At 62.5% G+C, this 21119-nt stretch carries 22 protein-coding genes and 1 riboswitch; of the genes, 9 read left to right on the top strand and 13 right to left on the bottom strand.

Features of this window, described 5'->3' with window-relative positions; genetic code table 11:
* The first annotated feature begins 72 nt into the window (after positions 1–72).
* From C6W91_RS04600 to ppk2, 3 genes are all read left to right on the top strand, one after another.
* Positions 73–531 (top strand): Lrp/AsnC family transcriptional regulator, encoded by a 459-nt coding sequence (locus C6W91_RS04600; RefSeq protein WP_065271314.1) that lies wholly within the window; start codon positions 73–75, stop codon positions 529–531.
* A 279-nt stretch (positions 532–810) separates the two neighbouring features.
* Entirely contained in the window at positions 811–2400 is a 1590-nt protein-coding gene (locus C6W91_RS04595) for a GMC family oxidoreductase (RefSeq protein WP_274866779.1), read from the top strand.
* Positions 2401–2626: 226 nt separating this feature from the next.
* Entirely contained in the window at positions 2627–3544 is a 918-nt protein-coding gene (ppk2, locus tag C6W91_RS04590) for a polyphosphate kinase 2 (RefSeq protein WP_065271313.1), read from the top strand.
* Positions 3545–3690: 146 nt separating this feature from the next.
* On the opposite strand, the gene C6W91_RS04585 is transcribed toward ppk2, so the two are convergent.
* Complete coding sequence (locus C6W91_RS04585) at positions 3691–4206, bottom strand: MarR family winged helix-turn-helix transcriptional regulator (protein WP_274866778.1); 516 nt, start codon at positions 4204–4206, stop codon at positions 3691–3693.
* 86 nt (positions 4207–4292) lie between these two features.
* On the opposite strand from C6W91_RS04585, the gene C6W91_RS04580 reads away from it, so the two are divergent.
* A complete protein-coding gene (locus C6W91_RS04580) occupies positions 4293–5468 on the top strand; it encodes a cytochrome P450 (protein WP_274866777.1) in 1176 nt (391 codons plus the stop codon).
* Positions 5469–5837: 369 nt separating this feature from the next.
* Here the strand turns inward: C6W91_RS04580 and rpsU are convergent, their stop codons facing one another.
* A complete protein-coding gene (rpsU, locus tag C6W91_RS04575; RefSeq protein WP_005614280.1) occupies positions 5838–6044 on the bottom strand; it encodes a 30S ribosomal protein S21 in 207 nt (68 codons plus the stop codon).
* Between the two features lie 154 nt (positions 6045–6198).
* Between rpsU and C6W91_RS04570 the strand changes: the two genes are divergently transcribed.
* Both C6W91_RS04570 and C6W91_RS04565 read left to right on the top strand, forming a co-directional pair.
* On the top strand, positions 6199–6909 hold the full coding sequence (locus C6W91_RS04570; protein WP_274866776.1) for a COQ9 family protein: 711 nt from the start codon (positions 6199–6201) through the stop codon (positions 6907–6909).
* 143 nt (positions 6910–7052) lie between these two features.
* Positions 7053–8036, top strand: a complete 984-nt coding sequence (locus C6W91_RS04565; protein WP_065273574.1) for an NAD(P)H-quinone oxidoreductase — start codon at positions 7053–7055, stop codon at positions 8034–8036.
* A gap of 64 nt (positions 8037–8100) precedes the next feature.
* On the opposite strand, the gene C6W91_RS04560 is transcribed toward C6W91_RS04565, so the two are convergent.
* A complete protein-coding gene (locus C6W91_RS04560; protein ID WP_274866775.1) occupies positions 8101–8958 on the bottom strand; it encodes a DUF2189 domain-containing protein in 858 nt (285 codons plus the stop codon).
* Positions 8959–9205: 247 nt separating this feature from the next.
* Positions 9206–9865, bottom strand: coding sequence for a ribonuclease T2 (locus tag C6W91_RS04555; RefSeq protein WP_274837299.1), 660 nt, complete (start codon positions 9863–9865; stop codon positions 9206–9208).
* Between the two features lie 153 nt (positions 9866–10018).
* Between C6W91_RS04555 and C6W91_RS04550 the strand changes: the two genes are divergently transcribed.
* Positions 10019–10792 (top strand): DUF1013 domain-containing protein, encoded by a 774-nt coding sequence (locus tag C6W91_RS04550; RefSeq protein ID WP_274829733.1) that lies wholly within the window; start codon positions 10019–10021, stop codon positions 10790–10792.
* A gap of 85 nt (positions 10793–10877) precedes the next feature.
* On the opposite strand, the gene C6W91_RS04545 is transcribed toward C6W91_RS04550, so the two are convergent.
* Entirely contained in the window at positions 10878–12656 is a 1779-nt protein-coding gene (locus C6W91_RS04545; RefSeq protein ID WP_370570465.1) for a carboxyl transferase domain-containing protein, read from the bottom strand.
* A 196-nt stretch (positions 12657–12852) separates the two neighbouring features.
* On the opposite strand from C6W91_RS04545, the gene ltaE reads away from it, so the two are divergent.
* Positions 12853–13905: a low-specificity L-threonine aldolase gene (gene ltaE, locus C6W91_RS04540; protein ID WP_274866773.1), complete on the top strand. Its 1053-nt coding sequence runs from the start codon at positions 12853–12855 to the stop codon at positions 13903–13905.
* On the opposite strand, the gene C6W91_RS04535 is transcribed toward ltaE, so the two are convergent.
* The 5 genes from C6W91_RS04535 to C6W91_RS04515 all read right to left on the bottom strand — a co-directional run bounded on the left by C6W91_RS04535 (position 13902) and on the right by C6W91_RS04515 (position 17715).
* Positions 13902–14324 carry a hypothetical protein gene (locus C6W91_RS04535; RefSeq protein ID WP_274866772.1) on the bottom strand — a complete coding sequence of 141 codons (423 nt, stop codon included), beginning with the start codon at positions 14322–14324 and terminating at the stop codon, positions 13902–13904. The genes ltaE and C6W91_RS04535 overlap by 4 nt on opposite strands.
* A gap of 22 nt (positions 14325–14346) precedes the next feature.
* On the bottom strand, positions 14347–14946 hold the full coding sequence (recR, locus tag C6W91_RS04530) for a recombination mediator RecR (RefSeq protein WP_065271302.1): 600 nt from the start codon (positions 14944–14946) through the stop codon (positions 14347–14349).
* Between the two features lie 192 nt (positions 14947–15138).
* Entirely contained in the window at positions 15139–15483 is a 345-nt protein-coding gene (locus tag C6W91_RS04525) for a YbaB/EbfC family nucleoid-associated protein (RefSeq protein WP_065271301.1), read from the bottom strand.
* 10 nt (positions 15484–15493) lie between these two features.
* Positions 15494–15892 (bottom strand): hypothetical protein, encoded by a 399-nt coding sequence (locus tag C6W91_RS04520; protein WP_275000998.1) that lies wholly within the window; start codon positions 15890–15892, stop codon positions 15494–15496.
* Positions 15868–17715, bottom strand: a complete 1848-nt coding sequence (locus C6W91_RS04515) for a DNA polymerase III subunit gamma/tau (protein WP_274866770.1) — start codon at positions 17713–17715, stop codon at positions 15868–15870. The genes C6W91_RS04520 and C6W91_RS04515 overlap by 25 nt, the downstream gene beginning before the upstream one ends.
* Before the next feature lie 137 nt (positions 17716–17852).
* Here C6W91_RS04515 and C6W91_RS04510 point away from each other — a divergent pair, with 137 nt between their 5' ends.
* Positions 17853–18374, top strand: a complete 522-nt coding sequence (locus tag C6W91_RS04510) for a protein-tyrosine phosphatase family protein (RefSeq protein ID WP_274866769.1) — start codon at positions 17853–17855, stop codon at positions 18372–18374.
* 113 nt (positions 18375–18487) lie between these two features.
* Here the strand turns inward: C6W91_RS04510 and C6W91_RS04505 are convergent, their stop codons facing one another.
* From C6W91_RS04505 to nudC, 3 genes are all read right to left on the bottom strand, one after another.
* On the bottom strand, positions 18488–18862 hold the full coding sequence (locus tag C6W91_RS04505; protein ID WP_274832680.1) for a hypothetical protein: 375 nt from the start codon (positions 18860–18862) through the stop codon (positions 18488–18490).
* A gap of 118 nt (positions 18863–18980) precedes the next feature.
* Positions 18981–19217: riboswitch (cobalamin riboswitch) on the bottom strand.
* A 108-nt stretch (positions 19218–19325) separates the two neighbouring features.
* Positions 19326–19793: an SRPBCC family protein gene (locus tag C6W91_RS04500; RefSeq protein WP_274829725.1), complete on the bottom strand. Its 468-nt coding sequence runs from the start codon at positions 19791–19793 to the stop codon at positions 19326–19328.
* 62 nt (positions 19794–19855) lie between these two features.
* A complete protein-coding gene (gene nudC, locus C6W91_RS04495; protein ID WP_370570464.1) occupies positions 19856–20842 on the bottom strand; it encodes an NAD(+) diphosphatase in 987 nt (328 codons plus the stop codon).
* Between the last annotated feature and the right edge of the window lie 277 nt (positions 20843–21119).

The following is a 21119-nucleotide window of genomic DNA, read 5'->3' as shown; positions in this document are numbered from 1 at the left end:
GGGCGAAATAAAAAGATGCGGATCGAAGAAAATTCGAATAGATGCGGAATATGAGCAAGGTACTGCGCAATTATGTCTCTTGATTCGACGGATCGTCGTATTCTGGAGGTCCTCCAACGGCAGGGCCGTATTTCCAACGCGGATCTGAGCGAGCGGGTGAACCTTTCCGCATCTGCCTGCCATCGCCGGGTGCAGCGGCTGGAGGCTGAGGGCTATATCAAGGACTACGTCGCCCTGCTGGACGCCCGCAAGCTGAGCGTTCCGACAACCGTCTTCGTGGAGATCACCCTGCAGGGGCAGGCGGATGAACTGTTGGATGCTTTTGAACGTGCGGTGGCGCGGATCCCGGATGTGCTGGAGTGCCACCTGATGGCGGGATCGGCGGATTACATCCTGAAGGTCGTGGCCGAAAATACCGATGATTTTGCCCGCATACATCGCCAGCATCTGACACGGCTTCCGGGGGTGGCGCAGATGCAATCGAGTTTCGCGCTGCGCACGGTGTTCAAGACAACGGCGCTGCCCGTCTGAGCTTTCTCTTCGTCGCGCTCCCGCCCGTCGGCGGCTTTATGAAAAAGACCTCCTCCCGTTGGGCGTGGCAGCCCGCGGGCGCGCTGCCACGCAAGGCTGCCAAGGGGTGCGGACGCAGGCGGCGCCCCTGCGGGCGCGGGAGGGCCTCTTGCTTGGCTGTTTTGGCCGGACAGTTGTGTGCTTTGAATGCAGATCGGCGCGTAGAGGGCTTATTTGTCTTACATTTCGGTCCTGCTTCTGGTTCAACAGGAGGACGAGGGAAAGACGGGGGAGCAGATCATGCAGTTCGACTACATAATTGTGGGCGCCGGGAGTGCCGGCTGTGTTCTGGCCAAGCGGCTGAGCGAGGCGGGCAAGCAGGTGTTGCTGCTGGAGGCGGGCGGCCGTGACAATTATCACTGGGTGCATATCCCGATGGGATATCTCTACTGCATCAACAACCCGCGCACCGACTGGATGTATCGCACAGAGGCCGACCCGGGGCTGAATGGTCGGGCGCTGATCTATCCGCGCGGCAAGGTGCTGGGAGGCTGCTCGTCCATCAACGGCATGCTGTATCTGCGTGGGCAGGCAGCGGATTATGATGGTTGGCGCCAGCGCGGCCTCGCGGGCTGGGGCTGGGACGATGTGCTGCCCTATTTCAAGAAATCCGAGGATTACGTCGAAGGCCCATCCGAGATGCATGGCGCGGGCGGCGAATGGCGGGTCGAGAACCAGCGGCTGCATTGGAATGTGCTGGATGACTGGATGGAGGCCGCCGCGGCCTGGGGCCTGCCCAAAGTCACGGATTTCAACACCGGCAACAACGAAGGCGTCGGCTATTTCCGGGTCAATCAGCGTGCGGGCTGGCGGATGAACACCGCCAAGGCATTCCTGCGTACGGCGACAGGGCAGGGGCTGAAGGTGGAAACCCAGGCTCATACCCGCCGCATCCTGATCGAAGAGGGCCGCGCGACGGGCGTCGAGTATCAAAAGGGCGGCGAGGTGCATGTCGCCCATGCCGCCGCCGAGGTGATCTTGTCAGCAGGGGCGATCAACAGCCCACAGATCCTGCAGCTGTCCGGGCTGGGGCCGGGCGCCTTGCTGCAGCAGCACGGGATCGAGGTTCTGCGGGACATGCCGCAGGTCGGTGCAAATCTGCAGGACCATTTGCAACTGCGCTGCGCCTGGCGGCTGGAGGGGGCGCATACGCTCAACACGCTGGCGAATTCCGTGATCGGCAAGGCCAAAATCGGTCTGGAATACGCGCTGAAACGCTCTGGTCCGATGTCGATGGCGCCAAGCCAGCTGGGCGCCTTCTCCCGCTCACGCCCGGATCTGGAAACGCCCGATCTGGAGTATCACGTGCAGCCGCTGACGCTGGAGGCGTTCGGCAAGCCTCTGCATAATTTCCCGGGGCTGACTGCCAGCGTCTGCAACCTGCGCCCCGAAAGCCGGGGCCGGGTCGAGATCGCCTCGGCCGATCCGATGGCCGCGCCGAGTATCCAGCCGAACTACCTGTCGACTGAAGGCGACCGTCAGGTGGCCGTGGCGGCGATCCGGCAGGCGCGGGCGATCATGGGGCAGGCCAAGATGCAGGCATACAGCCCCGAGGAGATCAAGCCGGGGATCGCATCGGATAGCGAGGCCGATCTGATGCAGGCGGCAGGGGATATCGGCACCACGATCTTCCACCCCACCTGCACCGTGCATATGGGCAGCGACGAACGCGCGCCGCTGGACCCCGAACTGCGCTTGCGCGGAGTATCGGGGCTGCGGGTGGTGGATGCCAGCGTGATGCCCACGATCACCAGCGGCAACACCAATGCGCCGACAATCATGATCGCGGAAAAGGCATCTGACATGATCCTTGCAGCTGCGCGCGGCTGAATTTGGCAGAAAGCCGGAAGCCGGTGCTTTTGCGCTTGCACCCGGTCGGGATTTTCGTTTGCCTTTGACCCGGGCGAATTAACGCCCTTTGTGACAGTTCCGGTCAGGCCGGACCGGAACTGCCTTTTTCAGGCCATTCGGACAGCGGGTGCTGTTGTGACATCAAACAATCACATCCGTGCGTTAGAGCGGCCGAAACAGACGAGTAACAACAAGGAGCCGCGCCGTGACCAGCGATACAACCCCTGATTCATTTGACTGGCTGGATGCCGAGCTTCAGGACACGCTGGACGAGGATTTCGAGATTGAATTTGCCGAGCCCATGCTGTCGATGGAGCTGCGCAAGATCTACCGCTCGCAGCATCCCGAAATGCTGGATCGCAAGGTCTACTTCAGAAATCTGTTGCGCCTGCAGGCGGAATTGATCCGGCTTCAGGATTGGGTGCAGCACAGCGGCGCCAAGGTGTGCATCCTGTTCGAAGGGCGCGATAGCGCTGGCAAGGGCGGTGTGATCAAGCGGATCACCCAGCGTCTGAACCCGCGTGTTGCCCGCGTCGTGGCTCTGCCCGCGCCCTCGCGCCGAGAGCAGAGTCAGTGGTATTTTCAGCGCTACGTGCCGCATCTGCCGGCTGCGGGGGAAATCGTGCTGTTTGACCGGTCCTGGTACAACCGCGCCGGGGTTGAACGGGTGATGGGCTTTGCCAGTGAGGATCAGGTCGAACAGTTCTTTCAGGACGTTCCAGAATTTGAACGGATGCTGGTGCGGTCGGGGATCATCCTGCTGAAATACTGGTTCTCGATTACGGATGAGGAACAGCAGCTGCGGTTCATGATGCGGATCCATGATCCGATGAAGCAGTGGAAGCTGTCGCCGATGGATCTGGAAAGCCGTATCCGCTGGGAGCAATACACCAAGGCCAAGGAGGATATGTTCGAACGCACCAATATCCCCGAAGCGCCCTGGTATATCGTCGAAGGCAACGACAAGAAGCGCGAGCGTCTGAACTGCATCGAGCACCTGCTGACCAAAGTGCCCTATGAAGAGGTGCCGCAGGAGAAGGTGTCGCTGCCGGACCGGGAATATAATCCCGACTATGAACGCAGGGTTCTGCCGGACGAGCTGTACGTGCCAAAGATCTACTGAGCGACCTCTGTGTAAAGAGCGAGGGCGGGTTCCCCCGCCGGTTCTGGCACAGCCTGCGGACTGCGCTACCGCCGTTGGGCCCGGCGCCGCGCCGGGGCGCGGCGTGCGCTTGTCTCAGGCTGCCTGCCTCAAGGCCGTTGTGATCTTTATTCGGGCGTGTCCGCCTGATCTGCCATATTGTCGAGAAACCGTTGCAGATACCCGGTGAAGGCGGTGAGCTCCTCGGGGGAGAAACCTTTGAGCAGGTCGCGCTGCCGCTCCAGCGCGCGCGGCAACATCTGGGCGTGCAGGGCATGCCCCGCCTCGGTCAGGAACCAGGATTTGCGCCGCTCATCTCCGCCCCGTACCTCGGCCCGGACGAGACCGGTCTTTTCCATGCGTTGCAGTGCGCGGCTGACGGCGGCCTTGTCGATACCGGTGAGGTTCGCAGCCTGACCGACGGAGCAGCCCGGATCGCGCGTCAGCATGACCAGCATGCGCCAGTCCATGACACCGATTCCGAATTCCTTTTGGTAGGCGCGCGCAGCGTTCCGGGTCAGCCGGTTGCCTGCGAATGTCACCGTGACCACCGGGTTGCGGCTGTAGTCCAGTGTCGGGGCGGCGGGGCTGTCCTCACTGCCATCCGGCAGGATAAGGAACAGATCGTCGGGTAAATCGCTCATCCAGGCAGCTTAGGTCAGGCGAGTTGACAAGACAACAGTTGCCACGCAGTCTTCCCTGAAGCTGACAATTGGGGGGAGGGGCAGTGATGGAAAGGCCAGTTTATGATATCGATCCGCAGGCGTTCTGGCGGGATCCCTATCCGGATCTGGCCCGTATGCGCGCCGAGGCGCCGGTGGTCTATGTGCCGCAGCTGGACGCGGTTCTGATCACCCGCCGTGACGATATTTTCCGGGAGGAAAAGCGGATCGAGGTGTTTTCCTCGGACCAGCCTGAGGGGCTGATGACCCAACTGATGGGGCAAAACATGATGCGCAAGGACGGCGCCGCCCATATGGGAGAGCGCAAGGCGATCTTTCCGGCGGTCTCTCCCAAGACGGTGAAACAGCATTGGCTGGCGCAGTTCCGTTCCGCGACGGCGCGGATACTTGACGACCTGGCACCCCGGGGGGCGTGCGATCTGGTGCGTGACTTCGCCATGCCAGTCTCGGCAGAGGCGCTGAAGGCAGTCACCGGTCTGACCCGCATGCGCGCCGAAGAGATGGACGCGGTGAGCCAGGGCATGATCGATGGCTGTGCCAATTATGCAGGTGATCCGGAGGTTGAGGCGCGCTGCAATGACAGCACCCGGCTGATCGACCAGCACATTACCGAGATGTGGCGGAGTGATTCTGGCGCGGATGACTATTCCCTGTTGCGGGTTCAGCAGGCTGCGGGCCTGCCGGAGGATCAGATCAGGGCCAATATCAAGCTGGCGATCTCGGGCGGGCAGAACGAGCCACGCGATGCGATCGCCGGGACCGTCTGGGCCTTGCTGCGCCATCCGGAGCAACTGGAAGATGTCCGCGTCGGCCGTGCCAGCTGGCTGCAGGCGTTCGAGGAATATGCCCGCTGGATGTCCCCCATTGGCATGTCACCGCGCCGGGTGGCGCAGCCTTATGTCCTGCACGAGGTGGCGCTGAAGCCTGAGGACCGGGTGTTTCTGATGTTCGGTTCTGGGAACCGGGACGAGCAGGTGTTTGCGCGCCCCGATGCCTTTGACATCCATCAGGATATCAGCGCGGCCATTTCATTTGGCGCCGGTCCACATTTTTGCGCCGGGGCCTGGATATCACGGGCGTTGATCGCCGAAGCGGCGCTACCGATGCTGTTTGAGCGGCTGCCGGATCTATCCCTTGCGGGGGAGGCACGGTTCGGCGGATGGGCCTTCCGCGGTCCGCTTGAAATGCCGGTGACCTGGGCCAAAGGGGACAGGAGCCGGTAAGTGCGGAGAGCGCCGGGAGGCACGCGCAGATCAGACCAATAAGGGGCTCAAGAGGAAGTCACCCGGAGGGGCAGACGCCTTGGTGCAGGGAGCAAGGCTATCGCCAGGTTTGGGGGGGAGCGATGTGCCTCCTCCGGGAAATGCCGACCGTTCCAACTTCGGCAACAGGGCCGTCCGCCTTGGGAAACGTGAGGTTTCGGTGCCCTGCTACTATTGATAGCAAGGACGGACTCTTAATACACGTATAAGTTTAACTATTTAGCCGCAGAACCGATATTCCGCCGTAAAATATGTATCTTAGAAACGACAAACCCCCGGGGCGGGCCACGGGGGTCGTCAAAAGCGTCCAGAAAAAACCGGAGGAAGATCTTAGAGGAGACCTTCGCGCTGTGCTTTCTTACGTGCCAGTTTACGGGCACGACGAATCGCTTCAGCTTTCTCGCGCGCTTTTTTCTCGGAGGGCTTCTCGAAATGTTGCTTGAGCTTCATTTCGCGGAACACGCCTTCGCGCTGCAGCTTTTTCTTCAGGGCACGGAGCGCCTGATCGACATTGTTGTCACGAACACTAACCTGCATGTGGTTTTCACCACCTTTCTAAGTTGGGTTGCAAGGATTTGCAGGAGGTGGCCGTATAGCAAAGCCGGTCTAACTTGTCTAGTACTGAGCAAAAGGGCAGATCGCGCAGCGACGCAGGCCCTTAAAGGCGCATTTGTTGACGAGGAGATGCATCATGACTGAGCAAACAGCCACAGAGCAACCGGCCGCCGACACCGGATCGATCGACGCGCTTCTGGATGCGGCGCTCATTCATGTCGCCTTTGACGGCTGGACCGAAGCCACCTTTGCTGCTGCAGTCGAGGATTGCGGCATGGACCCGGTTCTGGCACGCGCCCTGTGTCCGCGCGGGGCGGTGGATCTGGCGCTGGCCTATCACCGGCGCGGCGATGATCAGATGCTGGAACGGCTGAAGACGGCGGATCTGACGGGGTTGCGGTTCCGGGACAAGATCGCCGCCGCCGTCCGGTTCCGCCTTGAAGCCTCCGACGACAAGGAAGCGGTGCGCCGGGGCGTGACGCTGTTCTCGCTGCCGGTCTATGCCGCCGACGGGGCCAAGGCGATATGGGGCACGGTGGATGCGATCTGGACCGCGCTGGGCGATACCTCCGAGGACATCAACTGGTACAGCAAACGGGCCACGTTGTCCGGGGTTTATTCCTCGACCGTTTTGTTCTGGCTGGGGGACGACAGCCCGGGCCATCAGGCCACATGGGACTTTCTGGATCGGCGCATCGACAACGTGATGCAGTTCGAAAAGCTGAAGGCCGATTTGCAGAAGAATCTTTTGCTGAAGCCCCTTCTGGCCGGCCCGTCCTGGCTGGCGGATCAGATCCGGCGCCCGTCGACACCCACGGATCTGCCAGGCCGTAGGACTGGCCGCTGATCAAACGCCACGTCCATTCGCCGTTTCAGTACATCCGGGCGCAATGCAAACCACCTGCCGGGGTTTGTGCCCCGCACCCAAGGTGATATTCAAAGCGTTAAAACGCACCACGCAAGGGAAAGGATCTTTGCATGACGGAGACATTGCCGGAAACGATGCGCGCGATTGAAATCTCGCAACCCGGAGGCCCCGAGGTTCTGACGCTGACAGACCGGCCCGTTCCGCAGCCGGGCCATGGCCAGCTGCTGCTGAAGGTCGCCTATGCGGGCGTCAACCGGCCGGACGCGTTGCAGCGTGCGGGGGCCTATGATCCGCCTGCCGGTGCCAGCGATCTGCCGGGGCTGGAAGCCTCGGGCGAGGTGGTCGCCATCGGTGCGGGCGTCACCGAATACGCCGTGGGGGACAAGGTCTGTGGCTTGCTGCCCGGCGGCGGCTATGCCGAATACGTGGTCACACCGGCCGCCCATTGTTTGCCCATTCCCAAGGGCATGTCGCTGAAACGCGCGGCCTGCCTGCCGGAAACCTGTTTCACGGTCTGGTCAAACGTCTTTACCCGGGGAGGGCTGAAGGCGGGCGAACGTTTTCTGGTGCACGGCGGCTCCTCCGGAATCGGAACGACAGCGATTCAGCTGGCCTCGGCCTTGGGCGCGCGGGTGTTCACCACCGCCGGGTCCGATGCCAAATGTCAGGCCTGTCTCGATCTGGGGGCCGAGCGTGCGATCAATTACCGCGACGAGGATTTCGTGAAAGTTCTTCGCGCTGAGGGCGGCGCCGATCTCATCCTCGACATGGTGGGCGGCGACTATATTCCCCGCAATATCCGGGCGCTGGCCGATGATGGCCGTCTGGTACATATCGCCTTTCTTTCAGGCCCCAAGGCCGAGCTGAACTTTGCCCAGATCATGGCGCGCCGCCTGACGGTGACGGGATCGACCCTGCGCCCGCAGAGCGATCTGGCCAAGGCCCGCATTGCGCAGGATCTGGCCGAGGCGGTCTGGCCGCTGGTCGAAGCAGGCAAGATGGCGCCGGTGATGGACAGCGAATTTGCGCTGGAGGAGGCAGCAGCCGCACACGCGCGGATGGAAAGTTCCGGCCATATTGGCAAGATCGTTCTGAAGGTGGGCTAAGGCCGCTTACCTGCACGCAAGAAGGGCCGACAGTTGCGTCGGCCCTTTTTCTGTGTGCTTCGCTCTATTTCACCGCGCGCCGGTACAGATGCCAGGTAGCGTGCCCCAGCACCGGCACCACGATGATCAACCCGGCCAGGAACGGGATCGCAGCGATTACCAGCATGCTGCCGACGATCACGCCCCAGGTAATGCAAATCACCGGGTTCTTGCGCAGCACGTTGATTGAGGTGGCCACCGCCACCGGCAGGCCCACGTGGCGGTCCAGCAGCAGCGGGAAAGAGACCAGGCTCATCGCCAGCGCGGCAAAGGCAAAGACGGCCCCTAACGCGCCGCCTGCAATTGCCATGATCCAGCCTTCGCGGGTGGTCACTACGGCGGTGGCGAAGCCGAGCATCGAGGTCGGCGGCTCTGGTCCCAGGGTGCGGATATAGATCATGTCCGCAGCGACCAGCCAGATGATGAACAGTGCTGCCAGATAAAAACCCAGCACCAGAATGGCGCCGAAGGCAGGCGAGCGGATAACGCCAAAGGCATCCATCCAGCGCGGCTTAAACCCGGCTTCGCGGCGCGAGGACATTTCATACAGCCCGACCGCCGCAACAGGCCCGAGGATCGCAAACCCCATGATCATTGGCACGATCAGTGGCAGCAGGTTCATCGACAGGCTCATCACGATCAACGCGAGGCCAATCACCGGGTAGAACAGCACCAGGAACATCGCATCGCTGCGGCAGGCGGCAAAATCTTCAAGACCTGCGGCCAGTGAATGGATGAGGTCGTCCATCGAAAGCCTGCGCGCCTGAGGCAGCTCCGTGACGTCGCTGCTGCCCATTTCTCCCACCGTCTTGCCGAAATGCTGTCCGGTGGTTTCTGCCCCCTGCAAGAGCCAACTGAGCGGATTACCGATTGTCTTTGCCATGCGCTTGTTCCTCCTCTTCCTCCTCGCGGATTTAAATGGAAGTGCCGTTTAGGCAGGGCCGTGCGCGGCACGTGGAACAATACTAGCACAAAATCGGCCAAAATGCGCTGCACAAGCCAATCAATGTCGCGTGAGGGAAAGCTGCCCAGTGGCGCCTGCCTCCTCTTTTCGCGGTCAAGCCGCCTGTCGGGCAGTGGGGCAGGGGGAGTTTGAGGAGATGGTGGAGGAAGCCAGGCCTCCATTAGGTTCAGCGCACCGGGGCGAATAGTGCATCCTTCAGAGTGCAGTCGCGGATCACGTCCGGGCCGCAGGGCACAGGATCAAGGCTGCGCGATAGGCAGATGCGGGCCTCTTGGATGTGACCATCGCGGCAGGTGATGGTCAGGCTGTCCCGGCTCAGCTGTGGATTTTCCTTCAGAAAGGCTTCCTCGACCAGCGATGCGGGCAGTTTCACCAGTTTGTCCAGCTTGCGGAAGATGGCCGGACGGGTGATCTGTCCATAAGCCTCGCGCGAGAGGGAAAAATACTGCGCGGGGGACAGGCCGGAACAGCTGCCGTGTTTCTTCCATTGATGCCAAGCCAGGCCCGGAGACCCCATGATATCGGCCATCTCGGCGGTCTGGCGGCGGCTTGGCGGGGCCTCGGCGGTGTTGCAGAAATCCGGCCAGCCCCGGTGATACTGCGGCCACAGCCCATGCAGGGTCCAGCCGTGATCATGGCGGCTGTCGCATTGATCCGATCCCCTGGCATCGCCTTCGATGGCGCACCAGTTCGGTGACCAGCTGAGGCTGAGGACGTAGTAATCGAATTCGCCCGCGACCTCCCGCGACCGGTCGCTGTCGGCGTAACCGGGCAGCGACGCCAGCCCGGAAATCACGGTTGCAATTGCCAGCAAGAACCTGCGCATCGCCTCTTTCCTTATGAAAACAAGGCGACTATATAGGACTGAAGTTCCCCGACAACGGAAACCCGCCCCAGACCTCGGGGCAGCCTAATTCAGGCGACGGGAAAGATGTACGTAGATGTTCGTGGGGCAAACGTGTTTTAAGGAGATAAGCGCATGGCAAAACCGTTGATGACCAAAGCGACCGCCGTGTGGCTGGTGGACAATACCACGATCAGCTTCAAGCAGATCGCCGATTTCGTTGGCATGCACGAGCTGGAGATCCAGGGCATTGCCGACGGTGACGTCGCCGCCGGCGTCAAAGGCTTTGATCCGGTTGCAAACAACCAGCTGACGCAGGATGAGATCGACAAGGCCGAGGCCAATCCGCTGCACAAGCTGAAGCTCAAGTTCAACCCGGCCGCTGCTGGCGAGGAAAAACGCCGCGGACCGCGCTACACGCCGCTGTCCAAGCGTCAGGACCGTCCGAACTCGATCCTGTGGCTGGTGAAGTTCCACCCGGAACTCTCCGATGGTCAGATCGCCAAACTGGTAGGCACCACCAAGCCGACGATCCAGTCGATCCGCGAGCGGACCCACTGGAACATTGCCAACATGCAGCCGATCGACCCGGTTGCGCTGGGCCTTTGCAAACAGTCCGAACTGGACTCTGCCGTGCAAAAAGCCGCCGCAAAACGGGCTGCCGAAGGCGGCGTGATGAGCGACGACGAACGCCGCAAGCTGGTGTCGACCGAGCAATCGCTGGAGATGGATGCCGAGCCGAAGATCCCCTCGGCCATCGAAGGGCTGGAAACCTTCACTCTGGGTGGTGGCTCTGCCGAAAGCACCCCGTCCGAAGAGCCGCTGCCCGATGCGGACAGCTTCTTCAACCTGCCCTCGGGCGGTGACGAGGACGACGAGGACGAAGACGGGACCGATCCCCGCTTCTGAAGCGCTGAGACACCAGGGCCAAGACGGTCCAGCGAATAGGAAAGCCACGCCCGGATCCGGGCGTGGTTTTTTCTTTGTGGCGGCCCTACCAGGCGTCGGCGTAGCGGGGGCCGGGGGTCGCGGGGCCTGCGCTTTCCAGTGCACGGTGCAGCGCGGCGCGGGTCTCTGCCGGGTCGATGACCGCGTCGAATTCCAAGAGGCTGGCTGCATTCAGTGCCTTTCCGCGCTCATACAGGGCATCGACGAGGCGTTGATATTCCGCTTCCCGCTCTGCCGGGTCTTCGATGGCGGCCAGATGATCGCGGTGGCCTAGCCTGACCGCGCCTTCCAGCCCCATGGCGCCGACCTCTCCGGTGGGCCAGGCACAGCAGAAATGCGGACGGTCCAGCCCGCCGCCCGCCATCGCCATCGCGCCCAGACCATAGGCCTTGCGCAGGATCAGCGTCACCAGCGGCTGGCTGAAATGAGCTCCGGCCAGAAACAGCCGCGAGATATGCGCCACCTGTCCGGTTTTCTCGACCTCGGGGCCCACCATGAAGCCCGGCGTGTCGCATAGGGTGATGACCGGCAGGCCCCAGGCATCACACAGCTGCAGAAAACGCGCGCCCTTGTCACCGGCCTCGGCATCGATGGCGCCGCCAAGGTGCAGCGGGTTGTTCGCCAGCAGCCCCACCGCGCGACCTCTGATCCGGGCAAAGCCGGTGATCATGCCCGCGCCAAACCCGTGGCGCAGCTCCTGATACGTGTCACTGTCGGCCAGCCCGTCGATGGCTGCGCGCATGTCATAGGCACGGGTGCGGTCCACGGGCACGACATTGCGCAGGTCCGGGGTTTCCTCTGGGGCGTCGGCGGGTGGTGTCTGTGCGGCCTCAAGGCCTAGTAGCCGTTTCGCAGCCTCTACGGCCTCGGCTTCGTCTTCGGTCAGAATGTCGATCAGCCCGGTGTCTACCTGCACGTCGCTGGGGCCGATCTCCTTCGGGGCGACGACACCCAGCCCGCCGCCTTCGATCATCGCCGGGCCGCCCATTCCGATCCAGCTGTTCTTAGTCGCGATCCGTAGGTCGCAGACCCCGTAAAGGGCCGCGTTCCCGGCGAAACAATAGCCCGACACGATGCCGATTTTCGGCCCTTTGTAGGCGGCGAAATGGCGGAAGGAGGTGACGTTCAACCAAGCGGCCATGATCAGGGCGGTGTCGCCGTCGTTGGGTCTCCCGCCGCCGCCTTCGGCAAAGAGGACGATGGGCAGCCGGTCGCGGCTGGCGACCTCGATCAGGCGGTCCATCTTGCGGTGGTGGTTGAAACCCTGTGTGCCTGCCAGAACCATGTAATCTACCGCCATGGCAGCCACCGTACGCCCAGAAACCGTGCCGATTCCGCAGATGATACCGTCGCCCTGCGTGCGCGCCTGCAGATCGGGCAGCGCCCGCTTGCCGCGTTGGGCCGCCACAGCAAGGGCGCCATATTCGGTGAAACTGCCTGCATCGAACAGATCGTTGATGTTCTCCCTTGCGGTGCGGCCTCCCAGCGCGTGACGTTTGGCGACGGCCTCGGGGCGGGCGGCATCGTCCAGCAGCGCCATGCGGGCCGCATATTCCTCCAGATCAGGACGGGCGGTATCGTCGGTTGCAACCTCCTCAACGGACACGCTGCCGGGTTCCAAAGTGATCAGCGTTTCACCGCCCTGCAGCTCTTGTCCGGCGGTCACGTGAACGGCAGTGACAATCCCGCTCTGCTCGGCGCGGATTTCATGGCGCATTTTCATCAGTTCGGTGGCCAGCAACACCGTGCCTGCGGCCACTTCCTGACCCGGTGCGACATGGACTTCGGCGACGATTGCGGCGCTTTCGGCCTTTATGAGTGTCACCAGTACCCCTCCCTGATCGCTGATGTTGTTCTCAGTCAAGCGTTCGCCGGGGGCGGCTGTCAATTTGACCGTGGGGTCACTTTGCGGGATCAGGGCTGGGGCGGGACACAGAAGGTTGTTATCTACCCGCGACTTGGGGGTTTTCGTGCCGACCTCTTGCGGCTAGCGTTGCGCAAAATCGACTGGAGAGATCATCATGAGCCAATATGCAGGAATGACGCAGACCGAAACCGGTGCAGGGGTGCTGTGCGATCTGCGCAGCGACACGGTCACCCGCCCCGACGACGCGATGCGTCAGGCGATGGCGGCGGCCGAGGTGGGCGATGATGTCTATGGCGAGGACCCGCAGGTCAACCAGCTGGAGGCCACCCTGGCCGAGCGTCTGGGCAAGGAAGCGGGCCTGTTCCTGCCCACCGGCACCCAGAGCAACCTGACCGCGCTCCTGTCTCATTGCGGCCGCGGAGAGGAAATCATCACCGGCCGCGACTACCACGTATTCAAATACGAGGCGGCCGGCGCTTCGGTGCTGGGCGGCAGCGCGCTCTACCCGCTGGAGGTGCAGCCCGGCGGTGGACTTGATCCCGCAGCGATCGCGGCAGCGGTCAAACCGGATGATTCCCATATGCCGATCAGCCGCCTGCTGTCCTTGGAGAACACCCACAACGGACAGGCCATTTCGCTGGAGGACATGCGCGCGATGACCGATGCGGGCCGGGCTGCGGGGCTGTCGCTGCATCTGGACGGGGCGCGTTTTTTCAACGCCATCACCGAGCTGGGCTGCTCTGCACCGCATCTGGCGGTGCTGTTCGATACCGTGTCGATCTGCCTGTCCAAGGGTTTGGGCACGCCTGCGGGATCGGTTCTGGTCGGTCCGTCCGATCTGATTGCCCGCGCCCGGCGCTGGCGCAAGATGCTGGGCGGCGGCATGCGCCAGTCCGGGGTGCTGGCTGCGGCAGGTCTGATGGCGCTGGAGCAGAACGTCGACCGTCTGGCAGAGGATCATGCCCGGGCCGCTACGCTGGCAGATGCCTTGCGCGCTCTGGGCGCGGGAGAAGTCACGCAAGCCACGAACATGGTGTTCTTCACCCCGGCAGAGGTGCAGAACGCAGCCCTGCAGGCGCATCTGGCCAAGGCGGGCGTGGTGATTGGGGCAGGGGACAGCGGCCCGATCCGGCTGGTGCTGCACAAGGATGTCACCGATGAGGGCCTCAACGGCGCGATTGCCGCGTTCCAGGCCTTCTTCAGCTAAGGCGTTTCGCGACGGGTTATCCGTTGCACAAACGGGATCAGGGCAAATGCGATTTGCCCTGCCAACCCGATCGCCCCGGCAGCGGTGGCCCAATGGCCGAAGTAGCTGCTGGGGGCTGCGCCCATCAGTGTGGTGGCGAGTACATATTCTGCGACCATCAGCAGCCCGAAGGCCCAGATCCCCATCCACAGGCGCGCGGCGGCAGGATACAGATCCTTGCGATTCCGGGTCAGGTGCCGGGCGATCAGCCAGCTGAGGGTCAGCATGATGGGCAGTTCAAGGCAGACCGCCCAGAGTTCATCCATCAGGGGCAGCAGCACAAAGATCCGCAGGCTGCCCAGAACAAATCCGCAGAAGAACACGGCCGCAAAATAAAATATGGCGGCTCTCAGAATCGGGCGGTGCAGGGCGGTTGGCATGGCTGTCCTTCCCCTTTTGCCGTCAGAGTTCCTTACGGGCCTTCAGCGCGGCGCTGATGGTACCGTCGTCGAGGTAATCCAGCTCGCCGCCGATGGGTACACCTTGCGCGAGCGAGGTAAGTTTCACCTGGCCGCTCAGTTGGTCGGCGATGTAATGGGCCGTGGTCTGCCCGTCGATGGTGGCATTCAGCGCCAAGATCACCTCGCTCACTGCCTCGCTGCCGACCCGGTCGACCAATCGGGGAATGCGCAGATCCTCGGGGCCGATGGCATCCAGCGCCGAGAGGGTGCCGCCCAGCACGTGATAGCGTCCCTTGAAAACGCCTGCGCGCTCCATCGCCCAGAGATCCGAGACGCTTTCGACGACGCAGATCTCGCCATTGGCGCGGGCCTCACTGTCGCAGATCTCGCAGATGTCCTCGGTCCCCACGTTGCCGCAGTTGAGGCATTCGCGGGCGGTGGTGGCGACGCGGGTCATCATGTCCGACAGCGGTGTCAGCAAAAGCGCGCGTTTGCGGATCAGGTGCAGCACCGCCCGCCGGGCTGAACGCGGCCCCATACCGGGCAGTTTTGCCATCAGATCGATGAGGGTTTCGATGTCGCTGGTAGAGCGGTCTTGCATGGAGGCGGCCTTTGGAGTGTCAGCCCATATAGACGCATCACGGCGGGCAATGGCAAGGGGGAGAGGCGACGGATGTTCAGGGTTTGTCTGGGCAGCGCCTGCGCGCCAGGTTGGGCAAAGGGCGTATGCCCGTGAGACATGAAAAAGGCGGCCAAGGCCGCCTTTTCGGAACTTTTCAGTTGCGCCTCCGGATCAGAAGGGCAGCTTGATATCCTTGGGCAGGCCCATGCTTTCCGTGAGGTTGGTCATCTCTTCCTGCGCTTTTTCGGCTGCCTTGGACTGTGCGTCCTTGATGGCGGCCAGGATCAGGTCCTCGACCATTTCCTTGTCATCGCCGTTGAAGATGGACGGGTCGATATCCAGCGCCTTGAGGTCGCCCTTGGCCGAGGCGGTGGCTTTTACCAGGCCCGCGCCTGCTTCGCCGGTGACCATGACGTTGTGCAGGTCTTCCTGCATCTGCGCCATCTTGGTTTGCAGTTCCTGTGCCGATTTCATCATCTTGGCCATATCGCCAAGACCGCCGAGACCTTTGAGCATGGTGTTTCTCCTAAGTGCGGGGGCGCAGGGCGCCGTAAGTCATCCCCGCACATATCGCAATTGCAAGCGCGATGAACAAGTGGGAGGAGGCGGTGCAGTCTTCGATTATACCCAAGGCACTCTTATCATCAAAGAAAAGCTCATGATTATCGACGGCAATTGCGGCCGCGAGCATGCCCCAAAGAAAGCCTGCGATTGCAATGGAGGCGCGCTTTCTGCTGTACAGCGCGAATCCGGCAAGAGCGAAGAGGGCCAAGACAGCAGGCTTGGCCGACATCCGCCAAAGCACATCCCACGCGCTGTCGGATAGATCGCCGGTAGCAAAGCAGGTTTTGGCGTAAGCGGTTGTCGGCAGGGTGAACAAGAGGACCGTCAGGCCAGTCGCTACCCGTCTTCGAACGGATCCCATTCGTCTTCCACCTCGGGCAGGGCTTCGGCCTCGACCTCGGCGGCCATTTCCTCGGCGGTACGGATGCGGGTGATCCGGGCCTTGGGGAAACTGTCGATCACCGCCTGTACCAGTGGGTGTTCGCTGGCCTTGGTGCGCAATGCGTTTTCGGCGGCATCGCGGATTTCGGCGATCGTCGGGGCCTCGCCGTCGGGAGCGATGGTGACGACCCAGCGGCTGCCGGTCCAGTTTTGCAAGGCGGTGCCTAGGCGCGCAGCAAGGTCTCGGGGCGCATTCGCATGCGGTGTGAATTCGATCCGGCCCGGCTGGTAAGCGACGAGGCGCACGCCTGTTTCCACCTCGACCAGCAGTTTCACATCACGGTTGGTGCGGATCAGTTCCACCACATGCTCGAAACTCGGGTAGCGGGCGAGGGCCTTTTCTGCGGCCGGTGCCAGCGCAGTGGCTTGTCCCTGCCCTTGGCTGTGCGACATGGTCATGCCGCCGGACGGTCCACCGCCCGGTGCGCCTTGCGGCGGAGCAGAGGTGATAGCCGATGCCCCGCCCGCGGCAGGCGCGCCCATGCTTTGCATGGGCATTCCGCCACCACCGCCGGGCGGCGGGGGCGGCATATCCTGCAGCTTGCGGATCAGCTCTTCGGGGCTGGGCAGGTCGGCCACATGGGTGAGGCGGATCACCGCCATCTCGGCAGCCATCATCGCGTTGGGGGCGGCGGCGACCTCTTCCAGCGCCTTGAGCAGCATTTGCCACATGCGGGTCAGCACCCGCATCGGCAGCGCTTCGGCCATCTGTTGACCGCGGGCGCGCTCATCCGGGCTGATGGTCGGATCCTCTGCCGCGTCTGGCGTAATCTTTACCACCGACACCCAATGGGTGATTTCGGCCAGATCGCGCAGAACAGCCAGCGGATCGGCGCCTTCGGCATATTGCGAGGAGAGCTCGCTGAGCGCCGCAGCCGCATCGCCGCGCAGGATCATATCCATCAGATCCAGCACCCGGCCCCGGTCGGCAAGGCCCAGCATGGCGCGCACTTGATCGGCGGTGGTCTCGCCCGCGCCGTGGGAAATCGCCTGATCCAGCAGCGAGGTTGCATCGCGGGCCGAACCTTCGGCAGCGCGGGTGATGAGGGCGAGCGCATCCTCGGCGATCTGGGCGTTTTCGGCGGTGGCGATCTTGCGCAGGAGGGCGATCATCACCTCGGGCTCAATCCGGCGCAGATCAAACCGCTGGCAGCGCGACAGGACCGTCACCGGAACCTTGCGGATCTCAGTGGTGGCGAAGATGAACTTCACATGGGCGGGGGGTTCCTCCAGCGTTTTCAGCAGCGCGTTGAACGCGCTGGTCGACAGCATGTGAACCTCGTCAATGATGTAAATCTTATAGCGGGCCGAGGCCGCGCGGTATTGCACCGAATCGATGATTTCGCGGATGTCGCCGACGCCGGTGCGGCTGGCGGCGTCCATCTCCATCACGTCCACGTGGCGGCCTTCCATTATCGCGAGGCAATGCTCGCACTGACCGCAGGGTTCGGTGGTGGGGCCGCCGTTGCCATCGGTGCCGATACAGTTCATCCCCTTGGCAATGATCCGGGCGGTGGTGGTCTTACCCGTGCCGCGAATACCGGTCATGATGAAAGCCTGAGCAATCCGGTTCGCGGCAAAGGCGTTTTTCAGCGTACGCACCATGGCGTCTTGGCCAACCAGATCCGCAAAGGTTTCGGGCCGGTACTTGCGGGCGAGGACCTGATACTGGCCGGACGGCTGCTCCGCGTGCTGAACCTCAGCGGTTAGGGTTTCAGGATCGGATGTTGGAGTGTCGCTCATGCTGTCTCGTGCCGGATTCGGAATGGGATTGGGACCGCCTCATAGGGTAGGGAAGCCCGCGGGCTTCGTCCACCGCTGTTGACCGCCCGGCAGGGCAGGTGGCAGAGTTTTTCCCTGTATGTGGTGGAGAGTGTGTGATGACTGGGATGAGTTCCGACGGGGCGGGTGCGCAGGCCCGGCAGCCCTTTACGATCTACGCGGTGTCCGCCGCCAATGGCATTCTTGCTATCTGTCCGCTGCCCGGCGCCGGTGGCGACTACAAGGGGGACCTTGAACTGATCCACGACTGGCAGCCCGGTCTGGTCATTTCGATGACCACCGAAGCCGAGCATGTCTCCGTCGGGGCCGCGACGCTGGGGGTTGATCTGCAGAGCATGGGAAGCCGCTGGGTGCATCTGCCGGTGGCGGATTTTGGTGTGCCCGGCCCAGAAGTGAACGAGGCCTGGCCCGGGGTCAGCGCCTCGGCGCGCCAGGCGCTGACCGGTGGCGGCCGCGTTCTAGTGCATTGCCGGGGCGGCTGCGGGCGCTCCGGCATGGTGGTGCTGCGCCTGTTGATCGAATGCGGTGTTGCGCCAGAGGCGGCGCTGAACCGGCTGCGCATGTCTCGCCCCTGCGCGGTCGAGACCGAGGCACAGATGGCCTGGGCCCGCAGCCGCTGAGCCAGAGGCAGCCCGCCGGAGCGGACCCGACTGTCATCCCGCTTTCTTCTTCACGGGGCGCGGCATTCACCGAATAAAACCGACGCCCCTCCTGTTGTTTGCTGGGTCTGCCGCTACGCCGCGCTGAGCGGGATGGCTTCTCCGAAGGAGCAGGGGCGATGTGGCAGGTGATCTGCGGGCTGCGCTTGTGCATCGCTGGACAGCAGCGCGTCGGCAAAACGGTCCAGACCGCTGCGCTCTGCTGCGGTGTCCACTTCGCAGAACACCCGGATCCTGTCGTGCGAGGCAAAAAAGCGCGCCGGGCAATGGCGGGTGCAGCCATCGAGCAGGCTGTCGCCGGTGATTTCAAAATCCTCTTCGGTCATATCCCGCGCGGTATCGAGCGCCCCGCACAGGGCCACCAGCATCCGTTCCAGTGCCGGGCAGCTTGCCCCGGTGTGTTGACAGGTTGTTGCCGCAAGTTCATGCGTTTTTGTCGTCCAGATCATCGCGCCCTCCGCGCTGAGGCAGGGGCAGAAAGAGGGGGAGAGACATGTGGCCGGATGCTTGTCGGCCAGAACGGGCCGCGCAACAGGAGCCATCTCACCCGCTCCGGACACCCCGCCCGGTTTCGAGTTGTGCGATGGCAGGTCTCCTGACTTGCGGGTCTGGGCTTCTCCGGTCCTTCCCGGCCGCAGGCTGTCGCCTTGCGCCCAGTGGATCTTCCGGGGTCGCTCTCCGCCTACAGTTGCGGGGGCAGTCGTGGAATTGTTCTGGCCGAGAGAGGCCGGATCGCACCACGTTCCCTTTTCATCCCGGACCCGCCAAAGGCGGATCGCGGAAACCATCTGTGAAATGGGTAGCGGGTCGAAGGGCGAGTCGTCAATTCGCTTGTGTGAAACCCGGAGAAATCCGCACCAACGACTGCAAGCCAGGTAAGCTTTCTGATTTGTGCAGGCGGATGCGGTGCCCTCAGGCCGTGCGGTTCAACCGTTCTTCGGTCAGCCGGGCGAAATCTGCCGCGCGCGCTTTGAATTTTTTATTGAGCGAACCGCGCGCCAGTTTGAAGGATTGCAGCAGCAACCGCCCCGACAGGGTCTTGGCCGTCAGGTTGAGTGAAATTGTTACACGGGTGCGCCGCGGCGACAACGCCATCAGTTCGATCTCGGTTTCGCCGTTCAGCCCGCTGCTGTCGCCGGACAGCAGAATGCGGGTGACGGGATCATAGGATTTGAGAGCAATGCGCAGCTCGCGCGCCTTGCCGCGAAAGTTGAATTTGGCATCCCAGGCGAGGCCGTTTTCAGGCGTGCTGATATCGCCGATCCGTTGCACGTCGATGCCGCGCCGGATGGCCGAGCGTTCAAAGCTTTCAAAGTCCGACAGGGCTTCAAACACGTCGGCGATCGGTGAATCGATATCTTCTTTACTCGTGAAATCCATGACTCTGACGCCTGCTTGCCTGTTTTGATTGATCAATTCTCAGCGTGGCCGCGATATTCCCTTTAATCCAGCGTATCCGCAAGCCAGTTCTGCAACAGAAAATGTGCAATTGCTCCTTTTCGGGCAGGCTTCAGGATCGGGTGCTCTCCGGCAAAGGCGGTCATCATGTCCTGCTTGCTGACCCAGATCGCGTCCTCGATTTCATGTGGGTCGATGGTCAGCTCGCGATCCAGCGCGATCCCGCGGCAGCCGAACATCAGCGACATGGGAAAGGGCCAGGGCTGGCTGGACAGGTATTCCACCTCTCCGACCTTCACGCCGGATTCTTCCAGAACTTCACGCCGCACGGCGGCCTCCAGCGTTTCGCCGGGTTCAACGAAACCGGCCAGCAGGGAGTACATACCTTCCGGCCAGCCGGGAGAGCGGCCCATCAGGACCTCGTCCCCATGGGTAATCAGCATGATCACAACCGGATCGGTGCGGGGAAAATGGCTCGCCTTGCAGCTGGGGCAATTTCTTTGCCAGCCTGCCTGAACCATATCACTGGGGTGGCCACAGCGGGCACAGAACCCATGCGAGCCATGCCAGGAAAACAGCGCCTTGGCGGTGGCGGCCAGCTCGGCCTCCAGCGGGGTCAGCCGGGTCATCACCCTGCGCAGCTCGGCGAAAGCATAACCGGAGGGCAGGTCCGGGTGCTGCTGCTCCGTTACATCGGCAAAACTGGCCAGCGCCATCTCGTCCAGCGCATCGGGCTGCCAACTGCTGATATCACAGGCGAAGGCCGGGCTTTGATCCGGCAGGAGGCCGAGAAACAGAGCGGCGTCGCGGCACTCTGCTGCCATCGGATGCGTGGTGGAGATCCAGGCAAGCGCGTCCGGTCCGCGCTCTGGATTTGACCGCTGGCACAGGGGTTTGCCGCGCCACATCATCAGCACCTGTGCATTCTGTGCCCCCCAGGCAGCGTCTAGTGCTTCGGCATCCGCACGCAGATGCGCGCTGCGGTCCAGGCCACCCTTGCCGCCAAATGTCACCTCTTCGGCCCGTTTCATATCGTTGTCCTTCTTTTGGCAGGGGATCCGGCGTTAAGGCCCGATTTCCTGCATTGATGGCGGCAAAACCGCGCAATGACCAGCCTGTTCGGGTAGCGCGGTCGATGCATTTTTATGGTTGTCAGCGGATGTTTAACGCCGGGTCACCGGTCTGCCGCTGGATATTGGCGTTAGACCGGTCAAATTTTCGGCATCAGCGCCACAATCGTTAACATCCTCAAAAATGGTGACTTTGCAAATCAAGGAAACGCTGTTTCAAAGGGTTAACGCGTTCGTG

It is taken from the genome of Phaeobacter sp. SYSU ZJ3003, from assembly GCF_041300735.1.
Classification (GTDB): domain Bacteria; phylum Pseudomonadota; class Alphaproteobacteria; order Rhodobacterales; family Rhodobacteraceae; genus Phycobacter; species Phycobacter gallaeciensis_A.
This window is presented reverse-complemented; position numbering and strand designations above follow the sequence as displayed.